We start from the raw sequence: 21,762 nt of genomic DNA, 5'->3' as shown, positions 1-21,762 counted from the left end.
TTATTAAATTTTCACCCATTGAAGGTTATTTTGTTTAAATACTTCTTCAACTTGACTATTGCTCATTTTATCCGAAATAATACTACTGTATATGGAAGCTTTTGAATATGGAATGGATAAATAATGTGTCACTTCAATTTCATCAAGGTTTAGATCCCTTCCTATACGAACACATCCACATCTGTTTAAAGATTCTTGATAATCAGAGTCATCAACATCTCCTTGATAATTACCCCAGAATTTTTCTTTGTCCAATTCATCTTGGTCAGCTAGTAATTCATTTGGATTATTAATTTCAATTTTAAAAATGTATATTTCCGAGTTTTCCTCATAAAGTTCTACTGCATTTTTCCCATAATATACTGCTGTATGAAGTTGTCTTGTTAGATAAACGAAATTTGGATTAGATGGTAGAATCGTATGATTTTCCCCATACACTCTAGCAACATTTATTTTAATTTGCTTATCTTTTAATATACTTAATCCTCTACTTTTAGACGTACCGTGATATAAAATCATCTATGCACCTACCTATATCATAATACCCAATTTTACCATATATTCTCTTATATGGGTATTATGAAGTACAGGCATAAGAGAGTCACCTTTTTCTCCAAGTGTGACTTTGAACTAAGTGTGGTGCAAAATCATATCATAGGTAAATCCCGTGCCTGTTGTACTTCCAGTTGTAGGTGTGCTACTGATTATACGATTATTACCAATAAAATAAGCGTCGCTGTTGGCGCTTGTTCCAGTTTGATAACGGTATGTCCCGCTTGCGTCAATGCCTGTAGCATATGTGAAACAAAGCAGAATGTTATCCCCCACACTTAACGGAACACTTATATCACTAGAAAGCCTAAAACCACTTGCATCAGGAGACGAAAGTGTTGTACCTTCTGCTAATTTAGCCGTGATATTGAATGTAGTATTATCTAATTTCCACAACGACCATGCACCACCTGCTCCACCTTTTACTCCTACTTTTGTAATGGTCGTTGTTTTTTGTACCGTTACACCGCCACCACGCACCCCCGTATTGGTACTGTTCGTAATCGTTCCGCTTTGGTTGGCAAAATAAAATAGTGCGTTTCTACTTGCACCAAGATTAACACCTTTAATCCCTTGTGCTGTTTGGATACGTAAAGGTGTTGCATTCGTTGGATTAACCAGGTCATAGTACCCTATTCCATTAGGTGTACTTACTCTAGCAGCTGGATATGATACATCATTAATTGAATAAATTGGTATATTTATAATAGATGAAGAAGTCTTTACCTTTTGGTGTGCGATAGGAGTAGCCATTATAAGTCACTCCTTAACCACATTCTACCGATTTCCGGACTAAAAGGGTCAGTGGTTCTTGTTTCAATCACTAAACCGCCTTTTGCTGTGGTTTTCCCTTCAAAAGTAGCATCCCCATTCACAATCCCCCCACTTTTAGGGAACCATGCTTGACCTTGTGTTTTAGTGCTTAGTGCAAATAAACGGGTATATGCAATACGATTTGTATTATTATTGGCACCCCAAAACTTCACTCTTATTTTTTGAGCCTTATCAATACCGTCCCATGAGGAAGAACAAACAAAGTTTTCTGTTGTATTGTCTCTTATATCAAGCACCGTAATCCATTGGGCAGGTGTTGCATCATAAACTTCGATAATTAAGTTTTTAGCAAAATTTGTCCAAGTACTATTCATGCCAAAATAAAAACAATATTGATAGCCGCCTACAATTTCCCTATCAGTTGTTAAATCAACTTCTAATGTAATAGGGTTTGCCTCCGTTGCATTAGTAGCATCCCATCTTATAGCGTCTTCGCTATCAAAGGTAAATAAAGCCTCGTTTGCCCCATAGTCTCTTGGATGACTAGATGTTTGGGTAATTGTAACTCCTCTTTTGTGAGCATATAGCAATATGTCATCCTGTGCCCCTAACATGATCGGTTTGTATGGTCTATTTTGCGGATAACACATACTTTTGGAATCCGGTGTGTAGCCTCCAAATTTATTATCCATACTTGCAAGGGCGCCTTCATTTGTCACAAAGAACTTCGTTTGCTTTCCATTGTTTTTCGTCATTTGAAAACTGATGTCATTATTAGGGAAAATTAAGTCCCCATGAATGGTCCCTCCTGATAATGGCATATAGGTTATTCGAAATACAATTATTAAAATGGTAATTCATCTAATGTAATATCTGCTTTCTTTCCCCATATTTGAATATTTTCTTCTCCCTTTACCTTTTTATATTCACTAGTTTTCAATACTTTAATTTTCTCATAAGGCTGTGGTGTTATTGAAAACTGATCAAATTTATTAGCTTTATATGTATTAGCCTTCCTATCCTCAATTCTCATTGCTAAAGAGAATAGTTCCTGATTATGTTGAACATTTATCATCCTATATTTTCTTAAAACACCAATGTATTCGTCTAATGTTGACTCAGGAATAGCTGTTTCTTTTGACATTTTGTGAAGAGCAACATCCCATCCTTTTGGATACATATCATTCATTCTTTTTATGTATGAGTACAAATAAAATCCAGTTGATCCAATTTCATTCTTAGCCATACAGTACATGAAAACTTCAAATGGAATACAATGAGTGTTAGCTACTTCATAAAATGTCCCATCTAATTCATCAGGTTCATACCGATGGAATGCTTTAACTGGTAATTTAACACTGAATTTTCTAGATAAGTTTAAATGTCTTAAATCTTCCTTATGCTCCGAGTACATATCAAATTCTATCCCTTCAATTTCATCATATGTCCATGAAGTAGGAAAATCTTTGACGGTTTTTGTATAACCTAATTGTTCTAGAAGCCCATTTTTCTTAATCAAATAAACTAAATCCTTATTAGTTGGATTGTATCTTAATATTTCCTTCATCTTTTCATTATCAATAAATCCTTCTGTACAATTTAAATGTTTAGCGTAACGATAAATCCATGTTGCAAAGTAAATATAGGAGTATGAAAAAGTAAGATGGGGATTGTTCTTTATGTTAGCCCCTTTTAAATCATCGAAAATCTCATTTGGGATAAATATCTTTGATTCCATTACATCATATTGAAGCAGCTCTTTAATTTGTTCTAATTCCATTTATTTTCCCTCCGATTGTGTTCTATGATTATTTTTTCATTTTGATTAGTTACCTCGAAATTCTATGTATTCATTAACGTAGCTTAGCACTTGCTCATTATTTGGGAAAAGTAAACATGTTTATCAGGATTGTTCTTATCAGATTTTAATTTAATCAATCTGCAACCCTTTAACATAAGATATCCTGCTAATCTCATTGAAAAGACAATATAGTTTTTTTCCATCCTTTTCACCCCCTTTCGAGCAGATAAAACTGTTATTTCATCTGATAATTTAGTATCAAACATTCCAATTTTAAAAAAATGAAAAATTGGAATGTTTATATGTTGATTTTTTATCTATTTGCAATTATAATTTGCTTATAAGTTTTAAGATTTCTAGTTATTTAAATAACATGAATATCTAAGAAAGCAGACGAAAACCATTTGGGTTCCGTCTTATTTGTGTTTCTATATTTATTTTACCAATTTATTTTTATCTGTAACTAAATATGCTTATTGTATTTAAATATTTTTTTAGATAATTCAGACTAGCAAACTATGGTTCTAATTCCTCTTTTTGGAAATTTAAAGGATTAATATAATAAAATGTAATAACCCCCTTTTATATACTTATTTATGGACTCCATTAAGGGGTCTTTTTTTTATTTATAAAAGCCCTGATAAAAAGTATTTTATTTAAATTGACAAATATATACAAAAATACCCCGTTTTACCACAGATGATAGTCCGTTATAATTTAATAGATTATGTAAAAGGGGTGGGTATTTGGATGGTTAAAAACAAGAAAATCTTATCTTTATTTGCTTTTGTATTAGTTGTTGCTTTTGTCTACATTTCTCCTATTGGTAATCCATTAGTTCCAAAACCGAAAGTAATTGAAGCACAAACACCCTCAAACGCTTTAGAAGGTGAATTTCATCTAGATAATGTGGTGAAGATTTACATACCATCAACAAATGGAAATGAACATATTACAAAAGAGGAACATGATGCATGGGTAGATAAATCTATGACTAAGTTCTCAAAGATGTTTGGTGGTGCGACTGCTGTTGATGGAAAAGGAGCATGGGTAGACGATAATGACAATCTTATAAAAGAAGATGTTACCATCGTATACAGTTTTGCACAAAAATTAAATAATTCCAGTATCGATCAAGTAGTCCAATATGCCAAAGAAGTAAAAGAAACTTTACATCAATCCTCGGTTTCAGTTGAAGTCAATGGTAAAATGTATTTCGTAGAATAAAGTAAAATAATCATAAAGTAACTTTCCCTGGCATTGTTCATGTTATGGATGAATAACAAAAAGAGCCACTAAATAATTAGAGGCTCTTTATTTTTTAATATTATAAGTTTGAAAGCGGACTTGTGGATTTTGCTAATTCTACAATCTTCTCATCATTTAGTGATTGTAAGTATCGGGTAGTAATAGTAGTACTTTCATGTCCTAATAATCTACTTAAACTGTATACACCTAAACCTAATCTCAATTGTTTTTGAGCGTAGTAGTGCCTAATCGTATGAGGTGAACAACGAATAGATGCTCTCACTTTTGCTTTCATCCCAGCATTCTTCACAATGATTTCTACAGCTCCAACAGTTAGAGCCTTTCCATTTCTTGATAGAAAATAGTTATTATCAATCATAAGCTTGTCCTTAAAATAATTATGCTTAATTCGTTCGTATTTAATTATGAATTTCTTCAATAAAGGACTAATATATAAGTGTCTCTCCTTATTTCCTTTTCCATGAATTTTTATCACATTATCCATGACATCTAAATGAGTAAGCGAACATAATTCAAGGTTTCTTATTCCCAAATCCACAAAAGACATAATGATGAGCTTATTTCTTATCTCCAAGTAACTATTACTGTTAAAGACATTTACCATTCGTTTTATTTCTTCATCGTTAAACGTCTTTATAATTACTTTTGGTTCACGCATAAACTTAACTGAAAGTATTGGATTCCTCTTTTCAGCAATATAACCCTCGTCCACCATAAACCTAAAAAACGATCGCATACACTTTTGAATGTTATTAATGTACAATTCTTTTAATCCTTTGTTTTTTAGATTCAAGAGGTATGCTTTATTTGCTTTGTTGAGATTTCTTCAATTTCTTCCACATCGAATTCATTTTTCAAAAAAGTTAAAAATGCTTTGTTGTTATTTTTATAACCTTTGATGGTACGGGGACTATAATTTTTTATTTCTAATTCGTACAAAAATTCTTTGTAAATGTCTTCTAATTTCATACAAAAAAACCCACCTTTGTTTGAATTTCTCATTCAAAAGTGAGTTAAACGTTTGTCACTGTAATTTACAGTGGTTTTGTGTACGTATGTCACAGTTCACAAAATTTAAGCCTACTAACAAATTTCAAAAAGGCTTAGTTTTGCCTGCTTTCATTCATTATTCACCAAGATCAACGTTATGATATACGCGCTGCACATCTTCTAAATCTTCTAATACATCGATCATTTTTTCGAATTTCGCTAATGCTTCACCTTCAAGTGTTACTTCGTTTTGTGGAAGCATCGTTAATTCCGCTACAGTAAAATCAGTAATACCCGCTTGCTTAAAAGCTTCTTGGACGGCATGGAATTGATCAGGCTCTGCATAGACAATTACTTGCTCATCTTCTTCTAATATGTCACGAACATCCACATCTGCTTCCATTAATAGTTCAAGAACATCATCTGATGATTTTCCTTCTACACCAATGACAGCTGTTGCATCAAACATATAGGAAACTGAACCGCTGACTCCCATGTTTCCGCCGTTTTTTCCAAAAGCAGCGCGGACATCTGCAGCTGTACGGTTTACGTTATTGGTTAGGGCATCTACAATAACCATTGACCCGTTTGGACCAAAGCCCTCATAACGAAGTTCTGTATAGCTTTCTTCTGAACCACCCTTGGCTTTTTCAATGGCACGGTCAATAATATGTCTTGGCACATTGTAAGTTTTAGCACGCTCTAGAACAAATTTCAACGCTTGGTTGGACTCAGGATTTGGTTCACCACTACGTGCTGCTACATAAATTTCAACACCAAATTTTGCGTAAATACGGCTCGTATTGGCATCTTTTGAAGCTTTCTTTTCTTTAATATTGTTCCATTTACGTCCCATTCTGAACACTCTCTTTCCAAATTGAATCTGCCAAAATGCTTATAATGAAAATTGCTTTTTTTCAATATAACAATTTTGAAGTTCATACGATTTATTCTGACTAGAATACAGCATAAATTTTATGACTGTATTCATGCACAAATAATATTATACATTAAATGTTTCATTTGTTAAGTATCCTGCTATGTAAAAAGCTAAAAAAGACCATTCCAACGAGTGAATGGTCTTTTGATACGTCCAGCTCAAGCGCCTAGGGGCTCGGGGTCATAAGCCAATCGTCAAGAAGGTTAAAGAACATCCTTCTCGCCGGCTCGGCTTATGCCTGTCACCCCTGGTCAAGGCGCTTCCGCTTTTGTTCTTTAAACTAGCATTTGAAATAGTGTGCTGTCTTTATTCACTTCTCGGTGGAAGAATCCTTTTGCCTTAATCCGTTCCATTAATGGATAGTAATCTTCTTTATCCTTCAATTCAATTCCCACTAAGGCGGGTCCGGTTTCACGATTATTCTTTTTCGTATATTCAAAATGACTGATATCATCATTTGGCCCTAATACGTCAAATAAAAATTCACGCAATGCTCCGGGACGCTGTGGAAACTGAACAATGAAATAATGCTGAAGACCTTCATATAGTTTGGATCTCTCTTTAATTTCTTGCATCCGGCCAATATCATTGTTACCGCCGCTGACGACACAAACAACGGTTTTTCCTTTGATTTGTTCAGCATAAGAATCTAATGCTGCAACTGAAAGGGCTCCTGTAGGTTCAACAACAATCGCATTTTCGTTATAAAGGGATAAAAGCGTCGTACAGACCTTTCCTTCCGGAACAACCACAATATCATCGACAATTTCTTTGCAGATTTCGAAAGTTTTAGTACCAACTGTTTTAACTGCGGCACCATCGACAAATGGATCAATCTGCTGCAGGGAAGTCACTTCACCTTTTAAAATTGATTCCTTCATCCCAGGTGCACCTTGAGGCTCTACCCCGATTAGTTTCGTGTGTGGTGAAAAATGTTTTAAATAAGTACCGCACCCGGCAACAAGACCCCCGCCACCAATAGCCGCAAATAAGTAATCAATTTTTTCCGGGCAGTCGTTAAGCAATTCAACAGCCACCGTCCCTTGGCCGGCGATGACCTCGAAATCATCAAAAGGATGGATAAACGTACGGTTTTCTGCTACAGAGCATTCCCGTGCTTTTTCGTAGGCATCATCAAACGTATCTCCGACTAGGACAATTTCAACACTGTCTTTGCCCCAAAACTTTACTTGATTTACCTTTTGTTTCGGTGTTGTACTTGGCATGAAGATTTTTCCGTTAATATTCAGCAGGTGACAAGAATAGGCTACACCCTGCGCATGATTTCCGGCACTAGCACAGATAATTCCGTTCTCCAGCTCATCTTCATTTAACTTTTTAATCCGGTTATAGGCACCGCGAATTTTAAATGAACGGACACTTTGCATATCCTCACGTTTCAAGTAGATATGACAGCCATATCGTTCTGATAATAAGTGATTATATTGTAATGGAGTTGGTGAAATGACGTCTTTAATCGTATGACTAGCAATGATGATGTCCTCCACATTAAACGCTTTTTTATCTACTTGTTGACTCATAATAATCTTCCTCCTATATTAGTGATCATTTGTTTATAGACAACAAAAAACTCGCCCCCTGGTTATAGGGACGAGTGAACTCGCGATACCACCCTACTTCCGCTGACCATTTAGGTTAGCGGCTCTCGATCAACGTACATTTGGTTGTACGTGTTCCAAGTTAACGGTGGACATTCCGGTATAGCTTACTACTAGTTCAGCCATACATCTCAGAGATGATTTTCAGATAGTCCTGTTATCGACTCTCACCAACCGTCGACTCTCTAGGAACAGTTGAACCTACCCTACTCTTCTCGTCATCAATTCATATGTAATTTTAGATAAGGGTACCACCGAAAAAAAAGTCTGTCAATGTTTTTTGACTATTTTAACTATTTTGTTTATTTTAAAGCGCTTACATTAATAGTAGGTCGAGTTTACCATTATCCCAGTATTAGAAATGGTGACAGGCACCGTTTACATCGTTTGAGAATAAAGAATGGTGCCTGTCACCATTTTTATCCTATTTTGTTTGGTAATGGTATAATTATTTTAGTGGTTATAAAATTCTGACAAAGATTGAGGAGGTTTTGTCTTGAAAATTCCTTATAACAGTAAGTCCCCTCTTATTCATGAGTCTGTGTTTGTGGCGCCTGGGGCATATTTAATTGGTGATGTTCAGATTGGCAAGGATTCCACGGTGTGGTTTAATGCGGTTATCCGTGCGGATGATGGTCCTATTATCATTGGTGAGCGGTGCAGTATTCAGGATAATTCCACAATCCATTTATACGAAGGTTTTCCAGTCGTAATTGAAGATGATGTAACAATAGGACATAATGTTATTTTGCATGGATGTAAAGTCGGTAAGCGCTCTATAGTGGGGATGGGTTCAACTCTTTTAGACAATGTGGAGGTCGGCGAGGAATGTATTATTGGTGCAAATACTCTTTTAGCTGGTGGAATCAAAATCCCGCCCCGCTCCCTTGTATTAGGTTCACCTGGGAAGGTCGTCCGTGAGCTAACAGATAAAGATTTACAGATGCTGCAAATGTCGAGCGAGCATTATGTTCAAAAAGGAAAAGAGTTTAGGGAGATACTTAAAAGTTAGAGTATATAATAAAATCCGGTCACATACGTATTGTGACCGGATTTTTACAGTAATTACTTCCCTACCGCCGCAGCAGTCTTCACTGGAATGATAAAACTGATCCCAACAGTAACTAAACTCAAAAGAAGTGCATAAAAAAACACATTTTTCATCCCAATACTAATATTAGCCGCTTGGTTAATGAGTAACCCCATTATGGTCACCCCAACAGATGTCCCGATGTTTCGCAGAAAAATCTGCAGAGAGGTCGACATACCTTTGATATGGGCTTCTGCAAACTCTTGAGACGCAATCGTTCCAACTGCGAACAACAAGCCAAATGCCACCCCTTGGATAGTCAAAATTAAAAACAAAACAAGATAGGATATGTCATTAATAAATAGATAAAGCAAAAGTCCAGAGATAGTCGTAATAAAACTGCCAACTATAAATAAAGGTTTATAGCCAAAACGAATAATCCATTTCCCTGCCGGGGTACTGCCAAACATCCAGCCGGCCGCAATACTTAATAGGATCAATCCACTTTTATAAATACTCATATGCTGGCCTTCTTGTAAAAACAATGGAATAAAGTTCGAAGTACCGAAAAAGGAAAGGCAGTAAAATAACATAAAAAGATTCGTTCTTAGAATACCTTTATTTTTAAATAGAGAAACCGGTAAAAAAGGTTGTTCTTCCTTTCTTTCGACCAACACAAAAACAAGCATCCCAATAAAGCCAATTACGAGATACCAAAACGGCTTGCTGACATTGGTGGACAATAGTAAAAGTGCAATTGAAATCCCAAATAAGAAAAATCCCTTGTAGTCAATATGGGCCTTCCGAAATTCAGTAGTTTCTTTGTATGGAATTAAACATAAGACAGTTGCAATTCCGATCGGAATATTTATGAAGAAAATCCATCTCCATGTTAACGCTTCTACAAAAAAGGATCCTAAAATGGGACCAACAACAGAAGAAATGGCCCAAATACTGCTAAAAACGGCTTGAATTTTTCCGCGCCGTTCAATCGTAAATAAATCTCCAACAATAATCATCGAAAGTGGAACCATCCCGCCAGCACCCAGTCCTTGAATTCCTCTAAAGACAATTAGCATCACCATCGAATTGGCCATACCACACAGAATGGAACCAAAGGTGAATAATCCAACTGAAATCATTAAAAGTTTCTTTCGACCATACATATCAGAAAGTTTCCCATAAAGCGGCACGGTAATAGTACTTGCTAACATATAAACCGAAAAAACCCAGGCAAACAACTCCATTCCACCAAGCTGCTTAACAATGGTTGGGCTTGCTGTTTGCATAATATTCGCATCGAGTGCTGAAATTAGAGTCGTTATGACAAGGCCCCAAAAAACATATTTATTTCTATTCATAAAAACCCCCTATTCGCTCCCTTTTTTTGACAAATAAAAAAATAGGTGCATTTACCATTATAGCAAAATATCTATTATTTTTATTAGTAAAAAGGACTCAAATTAAGAAAAAGAGCCCTAACCATAGGGTTAGAGCCTTAATAAATGCCATCTTCTTTTAATATATAGTTTGTTATATTTTAATTGATTCAATTTTCAACAATGTCTGGGAGATTGATGGTAGTATTATTTCAATTGTTGTACCTTTATTTACTTTACTTTGAATATCAAGGATACCATGATGACTCTCGATGATTTTGTAACAAGTCATCAGGCCGAGTCCGGTACCCTTTTCCTTTGTCGTATAAAACGGTTCACCAAGCGTCGAAAGTCTTTCTTTTGGTATTCCGACTCCCTCATCAATAATCTGGATCGCAATTTGACCTGCACTCTTTCTCTTCACGTTAACTACAATATTTCCACCATTCGGCATGGCTTCAATTGCATTTTTAAAAAGATTAAGAAAAACTTGCTTTAATTGATTCACTTCACAGCTAACCATTGGCAGACCCGTTTCATATTCGACTGCTATCTCCACATTATTTAAAATAGATTGGGTACCAATTAAGGTCACAACATCATTTAGTAATTCCGTTATATCGCATTCCTTATATACGGCTGCCGTTGGTTTGGCTAATACCAGAAATTCACTAACAATGGCATTAATCCGATCTAGTTCTGATAATACGATATCAAAGTATTCATCTTTTAGGTGATGGGACTTAAATAGTTGAATAAACCCTCTTATCGAAGTGAGTGGATTGCGGATTTCATGGGCAATGCCAGCAGCCATTTGCCCTAACAAGGCCAGCTTTTCAGATTTTTGCAGAAGGCTCTCCGTTTGTTCTTTTCGATCAGTAATATCTTTTCCCATCGATAAAATTGCCTTTTCACCGCCATATGAAATAAATAAGGAGGTTACTTCGAAAAAGAAGGTGGATCCATCTAATCGTTTGGCCTTGTATTCGATAGTGGTAACTGGACTTTTCTCTTTATTGATTTGTTTAAATCTTTCCATTAACCGATCTTTATACTCAGGAAGAATAAAGTCAAATAAGTATTTTCCAATCATATCCTCTCTACGAGCAAAGCCAGCCATATTGACAGCAGCATTATTTGCATATAGAAAGCGATGATTTTGTGTAATATAGACCGGCTGAGGCAACGAATCGATTAATTTCTTATAACTCTCCTCACTGGCACGGGCTTTTTTCTCATAGTAGCGTGCTTTATCATATTGCCACCCGACAAACCAAGCAATTATGGTAAAAATAAAAAAGTCTAAGGTAAGTAAATCGTGTTGATCTGTAAGTTTCTGAAAAATCGTAAAAACAATGGATATAGAAACCAGAATGAGTTGACCTTTTCTTTTCATCTTTATTCCCTCTATTATAGTTCAAGAATAGTAGCTCTTTAGGAGTATATTCGCCAAAAAACTACTTTATCCTCTACGATTCTCCAATATTATCGAAAATTCCCTATAAAAATAACAGCTTGATATACTCAAGCTGCTAAATAAACCTCTGCTATTGTCAAGCGATTGATTTTAGGAAATCTCCCATTACGCTTAGGTACTCTTCTGGTTCTTCGATGTAGGCCATATGGGCACTTTTCTCAAATACATGAAACTTGGAATTGGGTGACAAACTGCTATAATACTCTGTGGTTTCAGGTGTTGCTTCATCAAACCGTCCACATGTATACAACGTTGGGCAGGTGATGTCCTTTAACTGTGGAGTGCAATCAAATTCTTTCAAATTACCGAGAACGGTAAACTCGGACGGCCCCCACATGATGTTATAGACTTCAGAATTCCGATATTCGTGCGGTCTTTTCTCGAGCCATTCTGGCATTTTCTCCAACCGATTCACGAAATGTTTACTAAATACCTCTATTGCCGCTTCAAATTCTTCTGAGTCTGTTGTTTCATTTTCTTCACAGCGTTTGATGGTCTCTTGTACTTCAATTGGAAGTTCCTTAAGGTTCCGTTTCTGGTCTTGCTCCCACAATGGTGCACTGAGGCAGGGACTCGAAAAAATAATACTCTTTATCCCAACTGGCTGTGTTAAAGCATAGGCCGCAGCAAGTGTTGTTCCCCAAGAATGACCAAGAATATGTACTTCATCAAGGTTTAGCGCTGTCCGCACTTGGGCTAATTCCTCTACAAATCTTTCAATTCGCCATAAGCTTTTATCCGTTGGCCGGTCCGAACGTCCACAGCCTAATTGATCATATAAGATGACTGGTCGATCCTTGCTAAGTTCCTTCAGTCCTTGTAATGAAAAACATGAGGACCCAGGCCCGCCATGTAAAACAACCAAAGGTGTTCCCTTTCCGTTTTGATCAAATTTTTGATACCAAACTCTTCCTCCAGTTACTTCAATTAATCCCTCTTCATACATACAATCTCTCCCTACAAGTATTATCACTTTTTTGTGGATCCTTTTCTTTACTATTCTACTATTTAATAATAATTCCTTTCCATTATTTTGTAAGGGATATGGAAAAGTGGGGAATGTTAAATCTATAGGACTGGTCTGAAAGAAGGAATCGTCATGAAGGATAACATTGTGGAAGTAATTAGTAGTCAAACAAAGAAACAAATAGAGGATGAAATTTCAGGGATGACCTTTACGAAAAATTTCCGCTCACCCTCTGCAGAAGAATGGTATATCTTTTTACCAAACTATAAAGACCCCATAACGGGCGGTGCTGCAGGGAAAACCATCATTCATTACAATCTATTAGGCACGAAAGAGATCTTTATTAACACCACCATTATTTTTGATGATCCAGCTTTGCATAACAAAGACCTCCATCAGCTTGTCTATGGAATTTCGGATGAAATTATTAATCGATTAGTCGGTTATGCAGATACATTATTATCGGTACATGCTGGAGAAAATTCATATCAGGCAGAATACAAACAGTAATCGTAATAAACCAAGGCTATTTTACAAACGATAAGAATGGAGGTGAATCGAATGGAAAAAAACAATGATCAAAATACCGTGACAACAAACAATGAGGAAATAATGGATAGGGTCAACCAAACATTTGATAAAATTTCACAGGATGTGAAAGAAATGATTAACAGCAATGATGCCGATAGCGATAATCAGTACTCCTAATTCCAGAGATGGAATTTTAGGCATCCCAAATTATGGGATGCCTTTTCAGCTATTCGATCCCTGGGAACCATCCCGGTGAGTGGATGATTGCTTGCCAAAGTGGGTCTGGCACTACCAGGTCCTGTTGTTTACTTTTATCAATCTTCGTTATAATCTCTGCTTCACGTCCTTCTTGTACCTTCTGAACCCAATCCGGATCGATGATCAATTCACGTCCCATAGCAATGAATGGTACACCCGATTGGAAAGCCTTCAGTACATCATCTGCCGTATAAAGAGAACCAACGCCGATTACTGGAACTTTATCTCCGACCCGTTCTTGAATAATTTCAATCCGCGCGCGAGAATCCTCCGCTCCACGCCTTGGTTTAGACCAGAATTCCTGTAAAGAGACATGCAGATAATCCAAATTTTTGTCAGCAAGTGCATCAATCAGTACTAGAGTTTCAGCCATCGTAATACCTGGCGTTTCCGGCTCCTCTGGTGAAAAACGATAGCCGATGATGAAAGGTGCTTTTGCATGCTCCGCTGCCACCTTTTTTACTTCATCCACTACCGCTAACGGAAAAGTAAGCCTCTTTTCGATGCTTCCTCCCCACCTGTCCTCGCGTCGATTGGAGTGAGGCGAGAAAAATTGCTGAATCAAATAGCCGTTTGCACCATGGATTTCGACACCATCATAACCTGCTTCAATAGCCCGCCGAGTCGTCTCACCAAAATCATGAATAATGGATTCGATTTCTTGGTCCGTTAATTCTCTCGGAACTGGTTTCCCGTTTCCTTCAGCTGGGACAGCACTTGCACTGACAATTTCTCCATTCGGCACTAATTCAGGCGGGCACTGTCTGCCGCCATGAAAAATTTGCAATACGGCCTTTGCGCCTTGTTCTTTGATTGCAGTTGCAACCTGCTTTAAACTAGGGATTAGTTCATCGCGATCCCCGCCAAATTCACCCTGGAATCCTTTTCCATTTGCTGTTACATAGGTACATGCGGTAACCACCATCCCCACACCGTCTGAACGTCTAGCGTAATACTTTACCTCTGCATCTGTCACCGTCCCATCAGCATTGGATGAAAAATTAGTCATCGGTGCCATAACAACGCGGTTCTTAACTTCTACTCCGCTCGGAAATGTAAACGACTCGAATAATGGTGCATATTTTGAATTCATCAATAATCCCCCTTTAATTGCTCCAGCTTACAAATAATTGCCTGGACGACAAGTATCAACAAGGTTTAGTTTACCGATTATGTCTGTGAGGCATTCTAAATAAAATTTTCCCTTACTTCTTAAGCAATAAAAAAGCAGAAAATCATCTTAAAATGAAATTCTGCTTTTGATACTATTCTTATGCTCTCTATTATTCGCCTTGGGCTCCACTTACGGTCACTTTTCGAATGTGATCATCCTCAAAATTGTTTTGACGAGCTTTTTCCACTTTATCATTTAATAGTTTCTTTTGGTCAACTTCAGTTGAAGGTGTTTGCTTATCTTTTGACATTAAAAATCCTCCTTGTTAAGAAATCACCTTCTTATTTTGCTGTACTTTTAAAAAAATACTCATCCAATTAATGCGTGATTCCTGACTTTCTTAAATGCTGAAGTTTTGAATGTGTGACGGCAGTGTTTCCTCCGCGAAAAAATTAAAACAAGTCGATCCTGAAAATGGTTGAAGTTTTCAACCGTATCAAAAAGATACTTTCCTTCATATTTCGCAGCATTATCAAGGTCAAGTTTTGAATTTCAAATCGTCCAAATCCAGTAGCTAAAGTAATCGTTTTTGTATATGACTTATTAATTACGATTGATTTTTCAAACCCAGGTACCAAATGATTTTCATGGCCGTTTTTTCTCTTTTCGCAATATGCTTGACCGTGTCACATACCAAATTGTCCTCCTCTTTTCAGGCTTTCTTTTGGATTTAATGGGGCTTCAATTAATGTGTGTTGTTTTGGTAGTCTTTCTATTTTTCATGACTGCGATTTTTTATGGTAGAAATAAACAGATTGGTGCCACTGTCGAACAGAAGCAAAATATATTTTGATATGGGGCACCGAGTTAGGACAATTTTTGGGGGGATTTCTCACTTGTGCCGTCTGAAGCGATTTTGGATTCGGACAACCCACGTAATTTTTTTGCCTGTGTTGTCCGAATAGCCCTTGGGTTCGGACAACTCCCATTGATTTTCTGCTAGTACTGTCCGAATAAATCTCACATTAGTTTTATCTATCGGACCAATAATCTTTTCGCATTAAAAAGGATTATACTAATAAGTAGCGTAATAAAGGAAAACAGTAATGCAATACTCCCAAAAGCAAGTACATAGGCATTATAACCTGTTAGTTTGAAGATCATTTCGTATGTATCCCAATTAAGTAATCTAGAAATGATATTAAACAAGAATAGAATGAAAAAAATCATGCTTAACCCTCTGGCAGAACCCCTAATATCCGACGTACTCAATGCAATATGAGAAGAAATACTAAACGCAATAACTAAAAAAATCCAAAAAAGAGGATTTATTAAATTTTCCAATGTAAAAAGATTCTTACAAATAACCGAAACTGATTCGCCAATAGTCTTTAAAACCGTAACATCAAGCCGCTCAAATTTAATACGTTGTTGCAATTCTGTTTTAAAAGCCAAAAAAGATGCTGGGACCAAAAGATACATACCTAAAATCAATGAGCCGATACCACTAAAAATCGGCCCTAGCCCAATAAAAAAATTACCAACTTGCTGATACATACTATTCGGATTGTAATGATGTTCAACAAAACCAAGAATGCCGGATGGATGATTTAATTGAAGTAATCTGACCCTCGAAACACGATGTCCCCATATAAAACATTGAAGAAGATGGCCGATTTCATGAATTGGTGTTCCAATCCATGCTGTCACCATTACCCCTCTAGACCCAAAGGTACGGACTAAATATGAATTTGATAACCTTTCAAGTGCGCCTAAGATAAAACCAATGACTATGATTACACCTACAAGATAGAACATTTCTAAAAAACTGATTAGCAAGGTATGTAAAAAAGATAAAATGATGTTCATTTTCTGATTCCTCTCGGTAGTAGTACATTTTTCTTCAAAGTAATTAACATCATTATATAACCATAAAGCAGCAAATCCTAACATCATGATCATTACCTCCAAAAAAAGACAATCCTTATTGATTGTCTTTCATTTGATACCACCATGAGTTTTCACTATGCTTGGGTAGTCTCTTTTATAAACTCAATTTCAAAACCTAAATCCTCTAACATTTGATGGTCTGCCGTGCTCTCTTGCCCAGCGGTAGTTAAATAATCTCCCACAAAAATGGAATTGGCAGCATACAAACCTAGAGGCTGAAGACTGCGTAAATTGACTTCACGGCCTCCAGAAATACGAATTTCCTTTGTTGGATTGACAAAACGCATGAGGGCTAATACCTTTAAACAATATCTTGGGTTTAACTCATGTGTACCCTCGAGTGGTGTTCCATCAATGGCATGTAGAAAATTAACAGGAATAGAGTCTGCATCAATCGCATTTAGACTAAATGCCATATCTACGACATCTTCTTTCGTTTCCTTCATGCCAACAATGACTCCGGAGCAAGGAGAGATTCCTGTTTCCTTTATCAATTCAACCGTATTGACTCGATCTTGATATGAATGTGAGGTAGTGATGTTTTCATGGTGATTTTCTGAAGTATTTAGGTTATGGTTGTATCGATCAACACCAGCTTCCTTTAGTTTTCTTGCTTGGTCAGGTTTTAATAAACCAAGGCAAGCACAGACTTTTAAATTGTACTTATCTTTTATTTCCTTTACAGCAGACACAACTTGCTCTACTTCGTTATGGCTTGGACCTCTCCCGCTAGCAACTATACAGTATGTACCAACATTAAGCTGATAAGCTCGTTCTGCTCCTTTTAAGATTTCTTCCTTATCCATCATTCTATATTTTTTTATAGGTGCTGTAGAAATACTTGATTGAGAGCAGTACCCACAGTTTTCTGGACACAAACCAGATTTTGTATTCACGATCATATTCAACTTTACTTTATTGCCATAATAATGGTGTCTGATTAAATATGCCCCTTGTAGAACCTCTAACAAATCTTTATCTGAAGAATTAAGAATATTTAAAGCTTCCTCTTTGGATATTTGATTACCTTCCATTACTTTCTGTGCCATTTCTTTCCAAATGCTCATCTAATCACCCTCCTACTTTTAAAAGAAATTTTTACCATAATTTAAGAATAATAGTTTCACTTTAATATTGTCAACTAAAAATAAGATAAAGTTAACAATCAGAATATAGTAGTTGACTAAGTGTTATAAAGCTTAAATTTTTCGGACAAAAAAAAAGACAACCCATTTTGGTTGTCTTTATCCCTGCCTGGCAACGTCCTTCTCTCACAGGGACAAAATGAAACGAGGAGTGATTTATGCCCCCTCGTTTCATTGATATATATTAAAAGTCATCACTATAAGGCTTTTTCCATTACCACTGTCTTAACTTCATATCCATTTGGATTAATAACTGTTTCTTCTTTCGTAATAAAATACCCGAGGGACTCATACAGGAGAATGTTTTTGGGTAAAGACATTCTAACTCTGCATTTTAGTTTAGAAAGATTCAAATGCAGCGCATATTCCTCTAACCAGTTCAGCATGGTTGTCGCAAGTCTATTTCCCCTAGCAGATGGTGACACTGATACACGCATAAAATATAACGCGTCTTCCTCAACCTTATATCTTAGGGATCCTTGAGGTTTTTCATCTATTAAACAAAGAAGTATCTTTTCTGTTCCTTTTAAAAATTTTTCAAATACAGAAGATAGTGATTCCTTAAGGGCACTTGAAGGTACTTCTATATGCCGATATTCTTCAAATGCTTCCAGCATAAGTTGGTGGGCAGTGACTACATCTTTTTCCTCAGCTAGTTTAACTGTAACCTTCACGGCCAACTATTCCTTAACCAGCACGTTATTAAAAAATTGTAATACCTTTTGATATGCGTCCCTTGCCGCAGAAACATTATAGGAAGATCTCGTATCATTAAAAAAAGCATGATGAGTGTCTTGATAGATTTGATAATCAAACGACTTTTGATTGCTCTTCATTTGATCAGCTAAAGCAGGCACATTGTCTGAAATCCGCTTATCAAGCTCACCATAAAAGCCATATAAAGGACAATTAATGTTGTTTAGTTCTTCGTCAGAAGGTGCGGTACCATAAAAAATCGCTGCACCCTTTAGTTGTGGGTCGCGGCAGGCTAATAATCCTGACAGAGCACCACCCATACAGAATCCAATAGAAACAACTCCTTGACCTTTTGACGCTTCGCACTCTTTACGTAAAAAAGAAGTAGCTGCTAATAGGTTTTCAATATAAACAGAAGATTGGATTCCTCCAAACATTTTTTCAAAGGTCTTGGTTACACGGTTTTGTTTTCCTTCTTCAAGTTCGCGAATCGCCTGCTCCCTTTCATCAGGGTTATTCCAAAACGTATGTGGCAGGGTATCTAGAAAACTTCTTACTTCTACTACTCGTTCTTCTTTTAAATCTTCCATTCGCTCCGCATTCTCTGCGTATAAATCGGGAGCAAAGGCAAGGTATCCTGCTTGTGCAAATCTTTCTGTTATATTTCGGATATGAGCATCTACTCCCCAAATCTCTTGAATTACAATTACAGCAGGTAGGTTTTCATTGACTCGATCCATTTTAGCCATGTATCCGATATATTCTTGGTTCTTCCCATAACGTACCCAATTTGTTTCTACTGGCATTCATTTAGTCCTCCATTCAAGTCATAATGAACCTCTCACTTTAACTATGTAAAGAGAGCCTATCGTTCTCAATTACTGTCAATTACAGATTAACACCCTTCATTCCCGCTTCAGGGTAACGTTCCCCAGCAGCAGCGCCTCGAGGAGCTACCTCATTAATGCGGGCAAGATCTGATTCTGTTAAATTAATAGATAATGCCCCGATATTCTCATCTAGATAGTGAATCCTCTTTGTTCCTGGAATAGGGACGATATCCTCCCCTTGAGCTAATAGCCAAGCAAGTGCTAATTGGGAAGGCTTGCAATTTTTTTCATTGGCAATTTCTTTAATCTTATTAACGAGGTCTAAGTTCCTCTGAAAATTTTCACCCTGAAAACGAGGCGAATAGCGGCGATAGTCATCCTCAGCTAAGTCATCGAATTTTTGTATCTGTCCGGTTAAAAATCCTCTTCCTAATGGACTGTAGGGTACAAAACCAATCCCGAGCTCTCGGCAAACGGGTAAAATTTCGTCCTCAACGTCCCTGCTCCATAAGGAATATTCGGTTTGAACTGCGGTTATTGGATGTATACTGTGGGCGCGTTGAATCGTTTGAGGGGCGGCTTCTGACAAGCCAAGATAGCGCACTTTTCCCTCTTTAACTAAATCCGCCATCGCTCCAACAGTTTCTTCAATCGGTGTCTTTGGATCAACTCGGTGCTGGTAATAAAGGTCAATATAATCCACACCTAGTCGACGAAGACTAGCTTCACATGCTTGTTTAACATACTCAGGGCGTCCATTTATGCCTAGAAACTCACCGTTACTGCCCCTTACATTACCAAACTTAGTGGCAATTACAACCTGGTCACGGAGATTCCTAATAGCCTGTCCCACTAACTCTTCATTTTTTCCGACCCCATACATATCGGCCGTATCTAGAAGGGTAATCCCTGATTCCAGTGCATGGTGAATAGTCTTAATAGATTCTTCATCATTTCTTCCACTGTAAAAGTCAGACATTCCCATACAGCCAAGCCCAAGTGCCGATACTTCCAATCCATTACGACCCAATGTTCTCTTTTGCATTTTTCAACCTCTCTTTTTCAGTTGTAATACTGTAACAACCAAAACTTCGATTAACATATAGAAACTTAAAAGATGTTACCATATTGATTATACGAGATGAAGGAGAAATTTTCCATTAGATGCACTCTTTCAAAAAAAAGTGAGCTAAATGAAAAGAACCCAGATTAGTTCCATCGATTGGCTTTTAATCTGAGTTCTTTAATTGATTAGATTTTAATATGTGAAGCCATAAGGTCTTCGTCATCAGTTGCCTCAAAGACTTCATAAAATTTAACAATGGGTTTTTCCTTAGTAATGCTTTGTAGTTTGCCTACTAGCTCAGGAAATAATTTTTTATGCGCCTCTTCGGCTTCCTCTTTCGTATCCCAATAACTTAATGACCGATACTCACCGGAAGGGTCATCGAAAAAGTATACACTACCTCTAAATCCAACTAATTTTCTGCTCTTCTTATCAAACTCTTTTGTTAACTTTTCAGCTATATCCCTTTGACCTATTCCCAGTTTATATTGTACAACCCGTGCATAATACACAAATATTCCTCCAATCGGAAAAATTAAGATCACTTATACATTTATGATGATTGGAGGAAAAAGTTGTTCATTTATTAATCAAACTGTAATTTATAATCATCGGCTTTAATCATTTTAATTTTTTAGCGAATAAATAGATAAGCCCTAGGTTCAAAATAATCGGTAAAATATAGAAGGTACTCAGCATGATGGTAATATTTTTAATACTCCATCCACCTTCCGTTAAACCAGCGAAAGATAGAATAAATAATTTAAGAATTTCCCCTAATAATGCATTTGGAATCAAAGCACATACAATTCCTATACTCATCCCTGTTAGTAACTTACTGAAAAAATCCTTCATCCTATTAATTTTCTATCTTTATCGAAGAATATTAATTGATGATAGTTTTCAAAAAAAAGTATTATTGTTTTAAAACAAAAAAGCATGAAAGCACTGACGTTTCTAAATTCTATCAAAACAAAAAAGCACCTGGAAACTATTCCAAGCGCTTTTAGTATCATTATGTAACTTTGTTATAAGTCGTCCGCTCGAGCTACTAAAGCTATAGGTTAAAAATGGAGCGGGTGATGGGAATCGAACCCACTACATCAGCTTGGAAGGCTGAGGTTTTACCAGTAAACTACACCCGCATTAATTAAAAATTATTGAAAGAACAGAATCAAATTTAATTTTATTGAAATAAAAAAATTAATGGGGCGGCTGATGGGAATCGAACCCACGAATGTCGGAACCACAATCCGATGCGTTAACCACTTCGCCACAGCCGCCATTCTGGTGGAGGGGGACGGATTCGAACCGCCGAACCCTGAGGGAGCGGATTTACAGTCCGCCGCGTTTAGCCACTTCGCTACCCCTCCA

General features: G+C 36.7%; 23 protein-coding genes, 3 tRNA genes, 1 pseudogene and 1 other annotated feature. Of the genes and pseudogenes, 4 read left to right on the top strand and 23 right to left on the bottom strand.

What is annotated here, in order from left to right:
* Nucleotides 1-3 precede the first annotated feature (3 nt).
* From COD92_RS30865 to COD92_RS30850, 4 genes are all read right to left on the bottom strand, one after another.
* Nucleotides 4-519 carry a hypothetical protein gene (locus COD92_RS30865; RefSeq protein WP_098533305.1) on the bottom strand — a complete coding sequence of 172 codons (516 nt, stop codon included), beginning with the start codon at nucleotides 517-519 and terminating at the stop codon, nucleotides 4-6.
* Nucleotides 520-630: 111 nt separating this feature from the next.
* Entirely contained in the window at nucleotides 631-1,305 is a 675-nt protein-coding gene (locus tag COD92_RS30860; RefSeq protein ID WP_098533307.1) for a hypothetical protein, read from the bottom strand.
* On the bottom strand, nucleotides 1,305-2,147 hold the full coding sequence (locus COD92_RS30855) for a hypothetical protein (protein WP_098533309.1): 843 nt from the start codon (nucleotides 2,145-2,147) through the stop codon (nucleotides 1,305-1,307). Before COD92_RS30855 ends, COD92_RS30860 begins: the two co-directional genes overlap by 1 nt.
* Before the next feature lie 23 nt (nucleotides 2,148-2,170).
* Entirely contained in the window at nucleotides 2,171-3,106 is a 936-nt protein-coding gene (locus COD92_RS30850) for a hypothetical protein (RefSeq protein ID WP_098533311.1), read from the bottom strand.
* A 771-nt stretch (nucleotides 3,107-3,877) separates the two neighbouring features.
* Between COD92_RS30850 and COD92_RS30845 the strand changes: the two genes are divergently transcribed.
* A complete protein-coding gene (locus COD92_RS30845; protein WP_098533313.1) occupies nucleotides 3,878-4,354 on the top strand; it encodes a DUF3574 domain-containing protein in 477 nt (158 codons plus the stop codon).
* Between the two features lie 100 nt (nucleotides 4,355-4,454).
* On the opposite strand, the gene COD92_RS30840 is transcribed toward COD92_RS30845, so the two are convergent.
* From COD92_RS30840 to ilvA, 4 genes are all read right to left on the bottom strand, one after another.
* Nucleotides 4,455-5,054: a tyrosine-type recombinase/integrase gene (locus tag COD92_RS30840; protein ID WP_218014497.1), complete on the bottom strand. Its 600-nt coding sequence runs from the start codon at nucleotides 5,052-5,054 to the stop codon at nucleotides 4,455-4,457.
* 131 nt (nucleotides 5,055-5,185) lie between these two features.
* Nucleotides 5,186-5,365: a phage integrase N-terminal SAM-like domain-containing protein gene (locus COD92_RS32570; RefSeq protein ID WP_218011399.1), complete on the bottom strand. Its 180-nt coding sequence runs from the start codon at nucleotides 5,363-5,365 to the stop codon at nucleotides 5,186-5,188.
* Nucleotides 5,366-5,522: 157 nt separating this feature from the next.
* Nucleotides 5,523-6,242, bottom strand: coding sequence for a YebC/PmpR family DNA-binding transcriptional regulator (locus COD92_RS30835; RefSeq protein ID WP_098533315.1), 720 nt, complete (start codon nucleotides 6,240-6,242; stop codon nucleotides 5,523-5,525).
* Nucleotides 6,243-6,601: 359 nt separating this feature from the next.
* Nucleotides 6,602-7,867, bottom strand: a complete 1,266-nt coding sequence (ilvA, locus tag COD92_RS30830) for a threonine ammonia-lyase IlvA (RefSeq protein WP_098533317.1) — start codon at nucleotides 7,865-7,867, stop codon at nucleotides 6,602-6,604.
* 63 nt (nucleotides 7,868-7,930) lie between these two features.
* Nucleotides 7,931-8,176: a binding site (T-box leader), on the bottom strand.
* A gap of 265 nt (nucleotides 8,177-8,441) precedes the next feature.
* On the opposite strand from ilvA, the gene COD92_RS30825 reads away from it, so the two are divergent.
* A complete protein-coding gene (locus COD92_RS30825) occupies nucleotides 8,442-8,957 on the top strand; it encodes a gamma carbonic anhydrase family protein (protein WP_098533319.1) in 516 nt (171 codons plus the stop codon).
* A 53-nt stretch (nucleotides 8,958-9,010) separates the two neighbouring features.
* Here COD92_RS30825 and COD92_RS30820 read toward each other — a convergent pair whose 3' ends face one another.
* The 3 genes from COD92_RS30820 to COD92_RS30810 all read right to left on the bottom strand — a co-directional run bounded on the left by COD92_RS30820 (nucleotide 9,011) and on the right by COD92_RS30810 (nucleotide 12,777).
* Complete coding sequence (locus tag COD92_RS30820) at nucleotides 9,011-10,336, bottom strand: MDR family MFS transporter (protein ID WP_098533321.1); 1,326 nt, start codon at nucleotides 10,334-10,336, stop codon at nucleotides 9,011-9,013.
* A gap of 172 nt (nucleotides 10,337-10,508) precedes the next feature.
* On the bottom strand, nucleotides 10,509-11,750 hold the full coding sequence (locus COD92_RS30815; protein ID WP_098533323.1) for an ATP-binding protein: 1,242 nt from the start codon (nucleotides 11,748-11,750) through the stop codon (nucleotides 10,509-10,511).
* A 157-nt stretch (nucleotides 11,751-11,907) separates the two neighbouring features.
* Entirely contained in the window at nucleotides 11,908-12,777 is an 870-nt protein-coding gene (locus COD92_RS30810) for a proline-specific peptidase family protein (RefSeq protein WP_098533325.1), read from the bottom strand.
* Nucleotides 12,778-12,930: 153 nt separating this feature from the next.
* Between COD92_RS30810 and COD92_RS30805 the strand changes: the two genes are divergently transcribed.
* Both COD92_RS30805 and COD92_RS32430 read left to right on the top strand, forming a co-directional pair.
* Nucleotides 12,931-13,308 (top strand): hypothetical protein, encoded by a 378-nt coding sequence (locus COD92_RS30805; RefSeq protein WP_098533327.1) that lies wholly within the window; start codon nucleotides 12,931-12,933, stop codon nucleotides 13,306-13,308.
* Between the two features lie 51 nt (nucleotides 13,309-13,359).
* Nucleotides 13,360-13,506, top strand: coding sequence for a hypothetical protein (locus tag COD92_RS32430; RefSeq protein WP_176541450.1), 147 nt, complete (start codon nucleotides 13,360-13,362; stop codon nucleotides 13,504-13,506).
* A gap of 49 nt (nucleotides 13,507-13,555) precedes the next feature.
* Here the strand turns inward: COD92_RS32430 and COD92_RS30800 are convergent, their stop codons facing one another.
* From COD92_RS30800 to COD92_RS30745, 12 genes and pseudogenes are all read right to left on the bottom strand, one after another.
* Nucleotides 13,556-14,680, bottom strand: coding sequence for an NADH-dependent flavin oxidoreductase (locus COD92_RS30800; RefSeq protein ID WP_098533328.1), 1,125 nt, complete (start codon nucleotides 14,678-14,680; stop codon nucleotides 13,556-13,558).
* A 190-nt stretch (nucleotides 14,681-14,870) separates the two neighbouring features.
* Complete coding sequence (locus COD92_RS32425) at nucleotides 14,871-15,011, bottom strand: hypothetical protein (protein WP_176541451.1); 141 nt, start codon at nucleotides 15,009-15,011, stop codon at nucleotides 14,871-14,873.
* Nucleotides 15,012-15,736: 725 nt separating this feature from the next.
* Complete coding sequence (locus COD92_RS30790) at nucleotides 15,737-16,657, bottom strand: hypothetical protein (RefSeq protein ID WP_098533330.1); 921 nt, start codon at nucleotides 16,655-16,657, stop codon at nucleotides 15,737-15,739.
* 68 nt (nucleotides 16,658-16,725) lie between these two features.
* Entirely contained in the window at nucleotides 16,726-17,718 is a 993-nt protein-coding gene (gene bioB / locus COD92_RS30785) for a biotin synthase BioB (protein WP_098533332.1), read from the bottom strand.
* A 275-nt stretch (nucleotides 17,719-17,993) separates the two neighbouring features.
* Nucleotides 17,994-18,470: a GNAT family N-acetyltransferase gene (locus COD92_RS30780; protein WP_098533334.1), complete on the bottom strand. Its 477-nt coding sequence runs from the start codon at nucleotides 18,468-18,470 to the stop codon at nucleotides 17,994-17,996.
* Nucleotides 18,471-18,476: 6 nt separating this feature from the next.
* Nucleotides 18,477-19,298 carry a dienelactone hydrolase family protein gene (locus tag COD92_RS30775; RefSeq protein ID WP_098533336.1) on the bottom strand — a complete coding sequence of 274 codons (822 nt, stop codon included), beginning with the start codon at nucleotides 19,296-19,298 and terminating at the stop codon, nucleotides 18,477-18,479.
* 82 nt (nucleotides 19,299-19,380) lie between these two features.
* Nucleotides 19,381-20,367: an aldo/keto reductase gene (locus tag COD92_RS30770; protein ID WP_098533338.1), complete on the bottom strand. Its 987-nt coding sequence runs from the start codon at nucleotides 20,365-20,367 to the stop codon at nucleotides 19,381-19,383.
* Nucleotides 20,368-20,573: 206 nt separating this feature from the next.
* Nucleotides 20,574-20,900 carry a hypothetical protein gene (locus tag COD92_RS30765; protein WP_098533340.1) on the bottom strand — a complete coding sequence of 109 codons (327 nt, stop codon included), beginning with the start codon at nucleotides 20,898-20,900 and terminating at the stop codon, nucleotides 20,574-20,576.
* A 241-nt stretch (nucleotides 20,901-21,141) separates the two neighbouring features.
* Nucleotides 21,142-21,243, bottom strand: a pseudogene (locus tag COD92_RS33675) (hypothetical protein); the annotation flags it as partial.
* Nucleotides 21,244-21,459: 216 nt separating this feature from the next.
* Nucleotides 21,460-21,533: transfer RNA gene (locus COD92_RS30755), tRNA-Gly, on the bottom strand.
* A 62-nt stretch (nucleotides 21,534-21,595) separates the two neighbouring features.
* Nucleotides 21,596-21,671 (bottom strand) — tRNA-His (locus COD92_RS30750).
* 5 nt (nucleotides 21,672-21,676) lie between these two features.
* A tRNA-Tyr gene (locus tag COD92_RS30745) sits at nucleotides 21,677-21,761 on the bottom strand.
* Between the last annotated feature and the right edge of the window lies 1 nt (nucleotide 21,762).

The sequence above is a fragment of the Bacillus sp. AFS037270 genome (assembly GCF_002585305.1).
The sequence above is the reverse complement of the archived record's forward strand: the minus strand, read 5'-3'. Positions and strand labels throughout refer to the sequence as shown.

Excerpts from the sequence above, each read along its gene's own strand:
- COD92_RS30850 (WP_098533311.1), bottom strand. The coding sequence starts at position 3,106 with ATGGAATTAGAACAAATTAAAGAGCTGCTTCAATATGATGTAATGGAA.
- bioB (WP_098533332.1), bottom strand. The coding sequence starts at position 17,718 with ATGAGCATTTGGAAAGAAATGGCACAGAAAGTAATGGAAGGTAATCAA.
- COD92_RS30840 (WP_218014497.1), bottom strand. The coding sequence starts at position 5,054 with ATGCGTGAACCAAAAGTAATTATAAAGACGTTTAACGATGAAGAAATA.
- COD92_RS30810 (WP_098533325.1), bottom strand. The coding sequence starts at position 12,777 with ATGTATGAAGAGGGATTAATTGAAGTAACTGGAGGAAGAGTTTGGTAT.
- COD92_RS30815 (WP_098533323.1), bottom strand. The coding sequence starts at position 11,750 with ATGAAAAGAAAAGGTCAACTCATTCTGGTTTCTATATCCATTGTTTTT.
- COD92_RS32425 (WP_176541451.1), bottom strand. The coding sequence starts at position 15,011 with ATGTCAAAAGATAAGCAAACACCTTCAACTGAAGTTGACCAAAAGAAA.
- COD92_RS32430 (WP_176541450.1), top strand. The coding sequence starts at position 13,360 with ATGGAAAAAAACAATGATCAAAATACCGTGACAACAAACAATGAGGAA.
- ilvA (WP_098533317.1), bottom strand. The coding sequence starts at position 7,867 with ATGAGTCAACAAGTAGATAAAAAAGCGTTTAATGTGGAGGACATCATC.
- COD92_RS30845 (WP_098533313.1), top strand. The coding sequence starts at position 3,878 with ATGGTTAAAAACAAGAAAATCTTATCTTTATTTGCTTTTGTATTAGTT.
- COD92_RS30855 (WP_098533309.1), bottom strand. The coding sequence starts at position 2,147 with ATGCCATTATCAGGAGGGACCATTCATGGGGACTTAATTTTCCCTAAT.
- COD92_RS30805 (WP_098533327.1), top strand. The coding sequence starts at position 12,931 with ATGAAGGATAACATTGTGGAAGTAATTAGTAGTCAAACAAAGAAACAA.
- COD92_RS32570 (WP_218011399.1), bottom strand. The coding sequence starts at position 5,365 with ATGAAATTAGAAGACATTTACAAAGAATTTTTGTACGAATTAGAAATA.
- COD92_RS30775 (WP_098533336.1), bottom strand. The coding sequence starts at position 19,298 with ATGCCAGTAGAAACAAATTGGGTACGTTATGGGAAGAACCAAGAATAT.
- COD92_RS30820 (WP_098533321.1), bottom strand. The coding sequence starts at position 10,336 with ATGAATAGAAATAAATATGTTTTTTGGGGCCTTGTCATAACGACTCTA.
- COD92_RS30860 (WP_098533307.1), bottom strand. The coding sequence starts at position 1,305 with ATGGCTACTCCTATCGCACACCAAAAGGTAAAGACTTCTTCATCTATT.
- COD92_RS30800 (WP_098533328.1), bottom strand. The coding sequence starts at position 14,680 with ATGAATTCAAAATATGCACCATTATTCGAGTCGTTTACATTTCCGAGC.
- COD92_RS30790 (WP_098533330.1), bottom strand. The coding sequence starts at position 16,657 with ATGATGTTAGGATTTGCTGCTTTATGGTTATATAATGATGTTAATTAC.
- COD92_RS30835 (WP_098533315.1), bottom strand. The coding sequence starts at position 6,242 with ATGGGACGTAAATGGAACAATATTAAAGAAAAGAAAGCTTCAAAAGAT.
- COD92_RS30865 (WP_098533305.1), bottom strand. The coding sequence starts at position 519 with ATGATTTTATATCACGGTACGTCTAAAAGTAGAGGATTAAGTATATTA.
- COD92_RS30770 (WP_098533338.1), bottom strand. The coding sequence starts at position 20,367 with ATGCAAAAGAGAACATTGGGTCGTAATGGATTGGAAGTATCGGCACTT.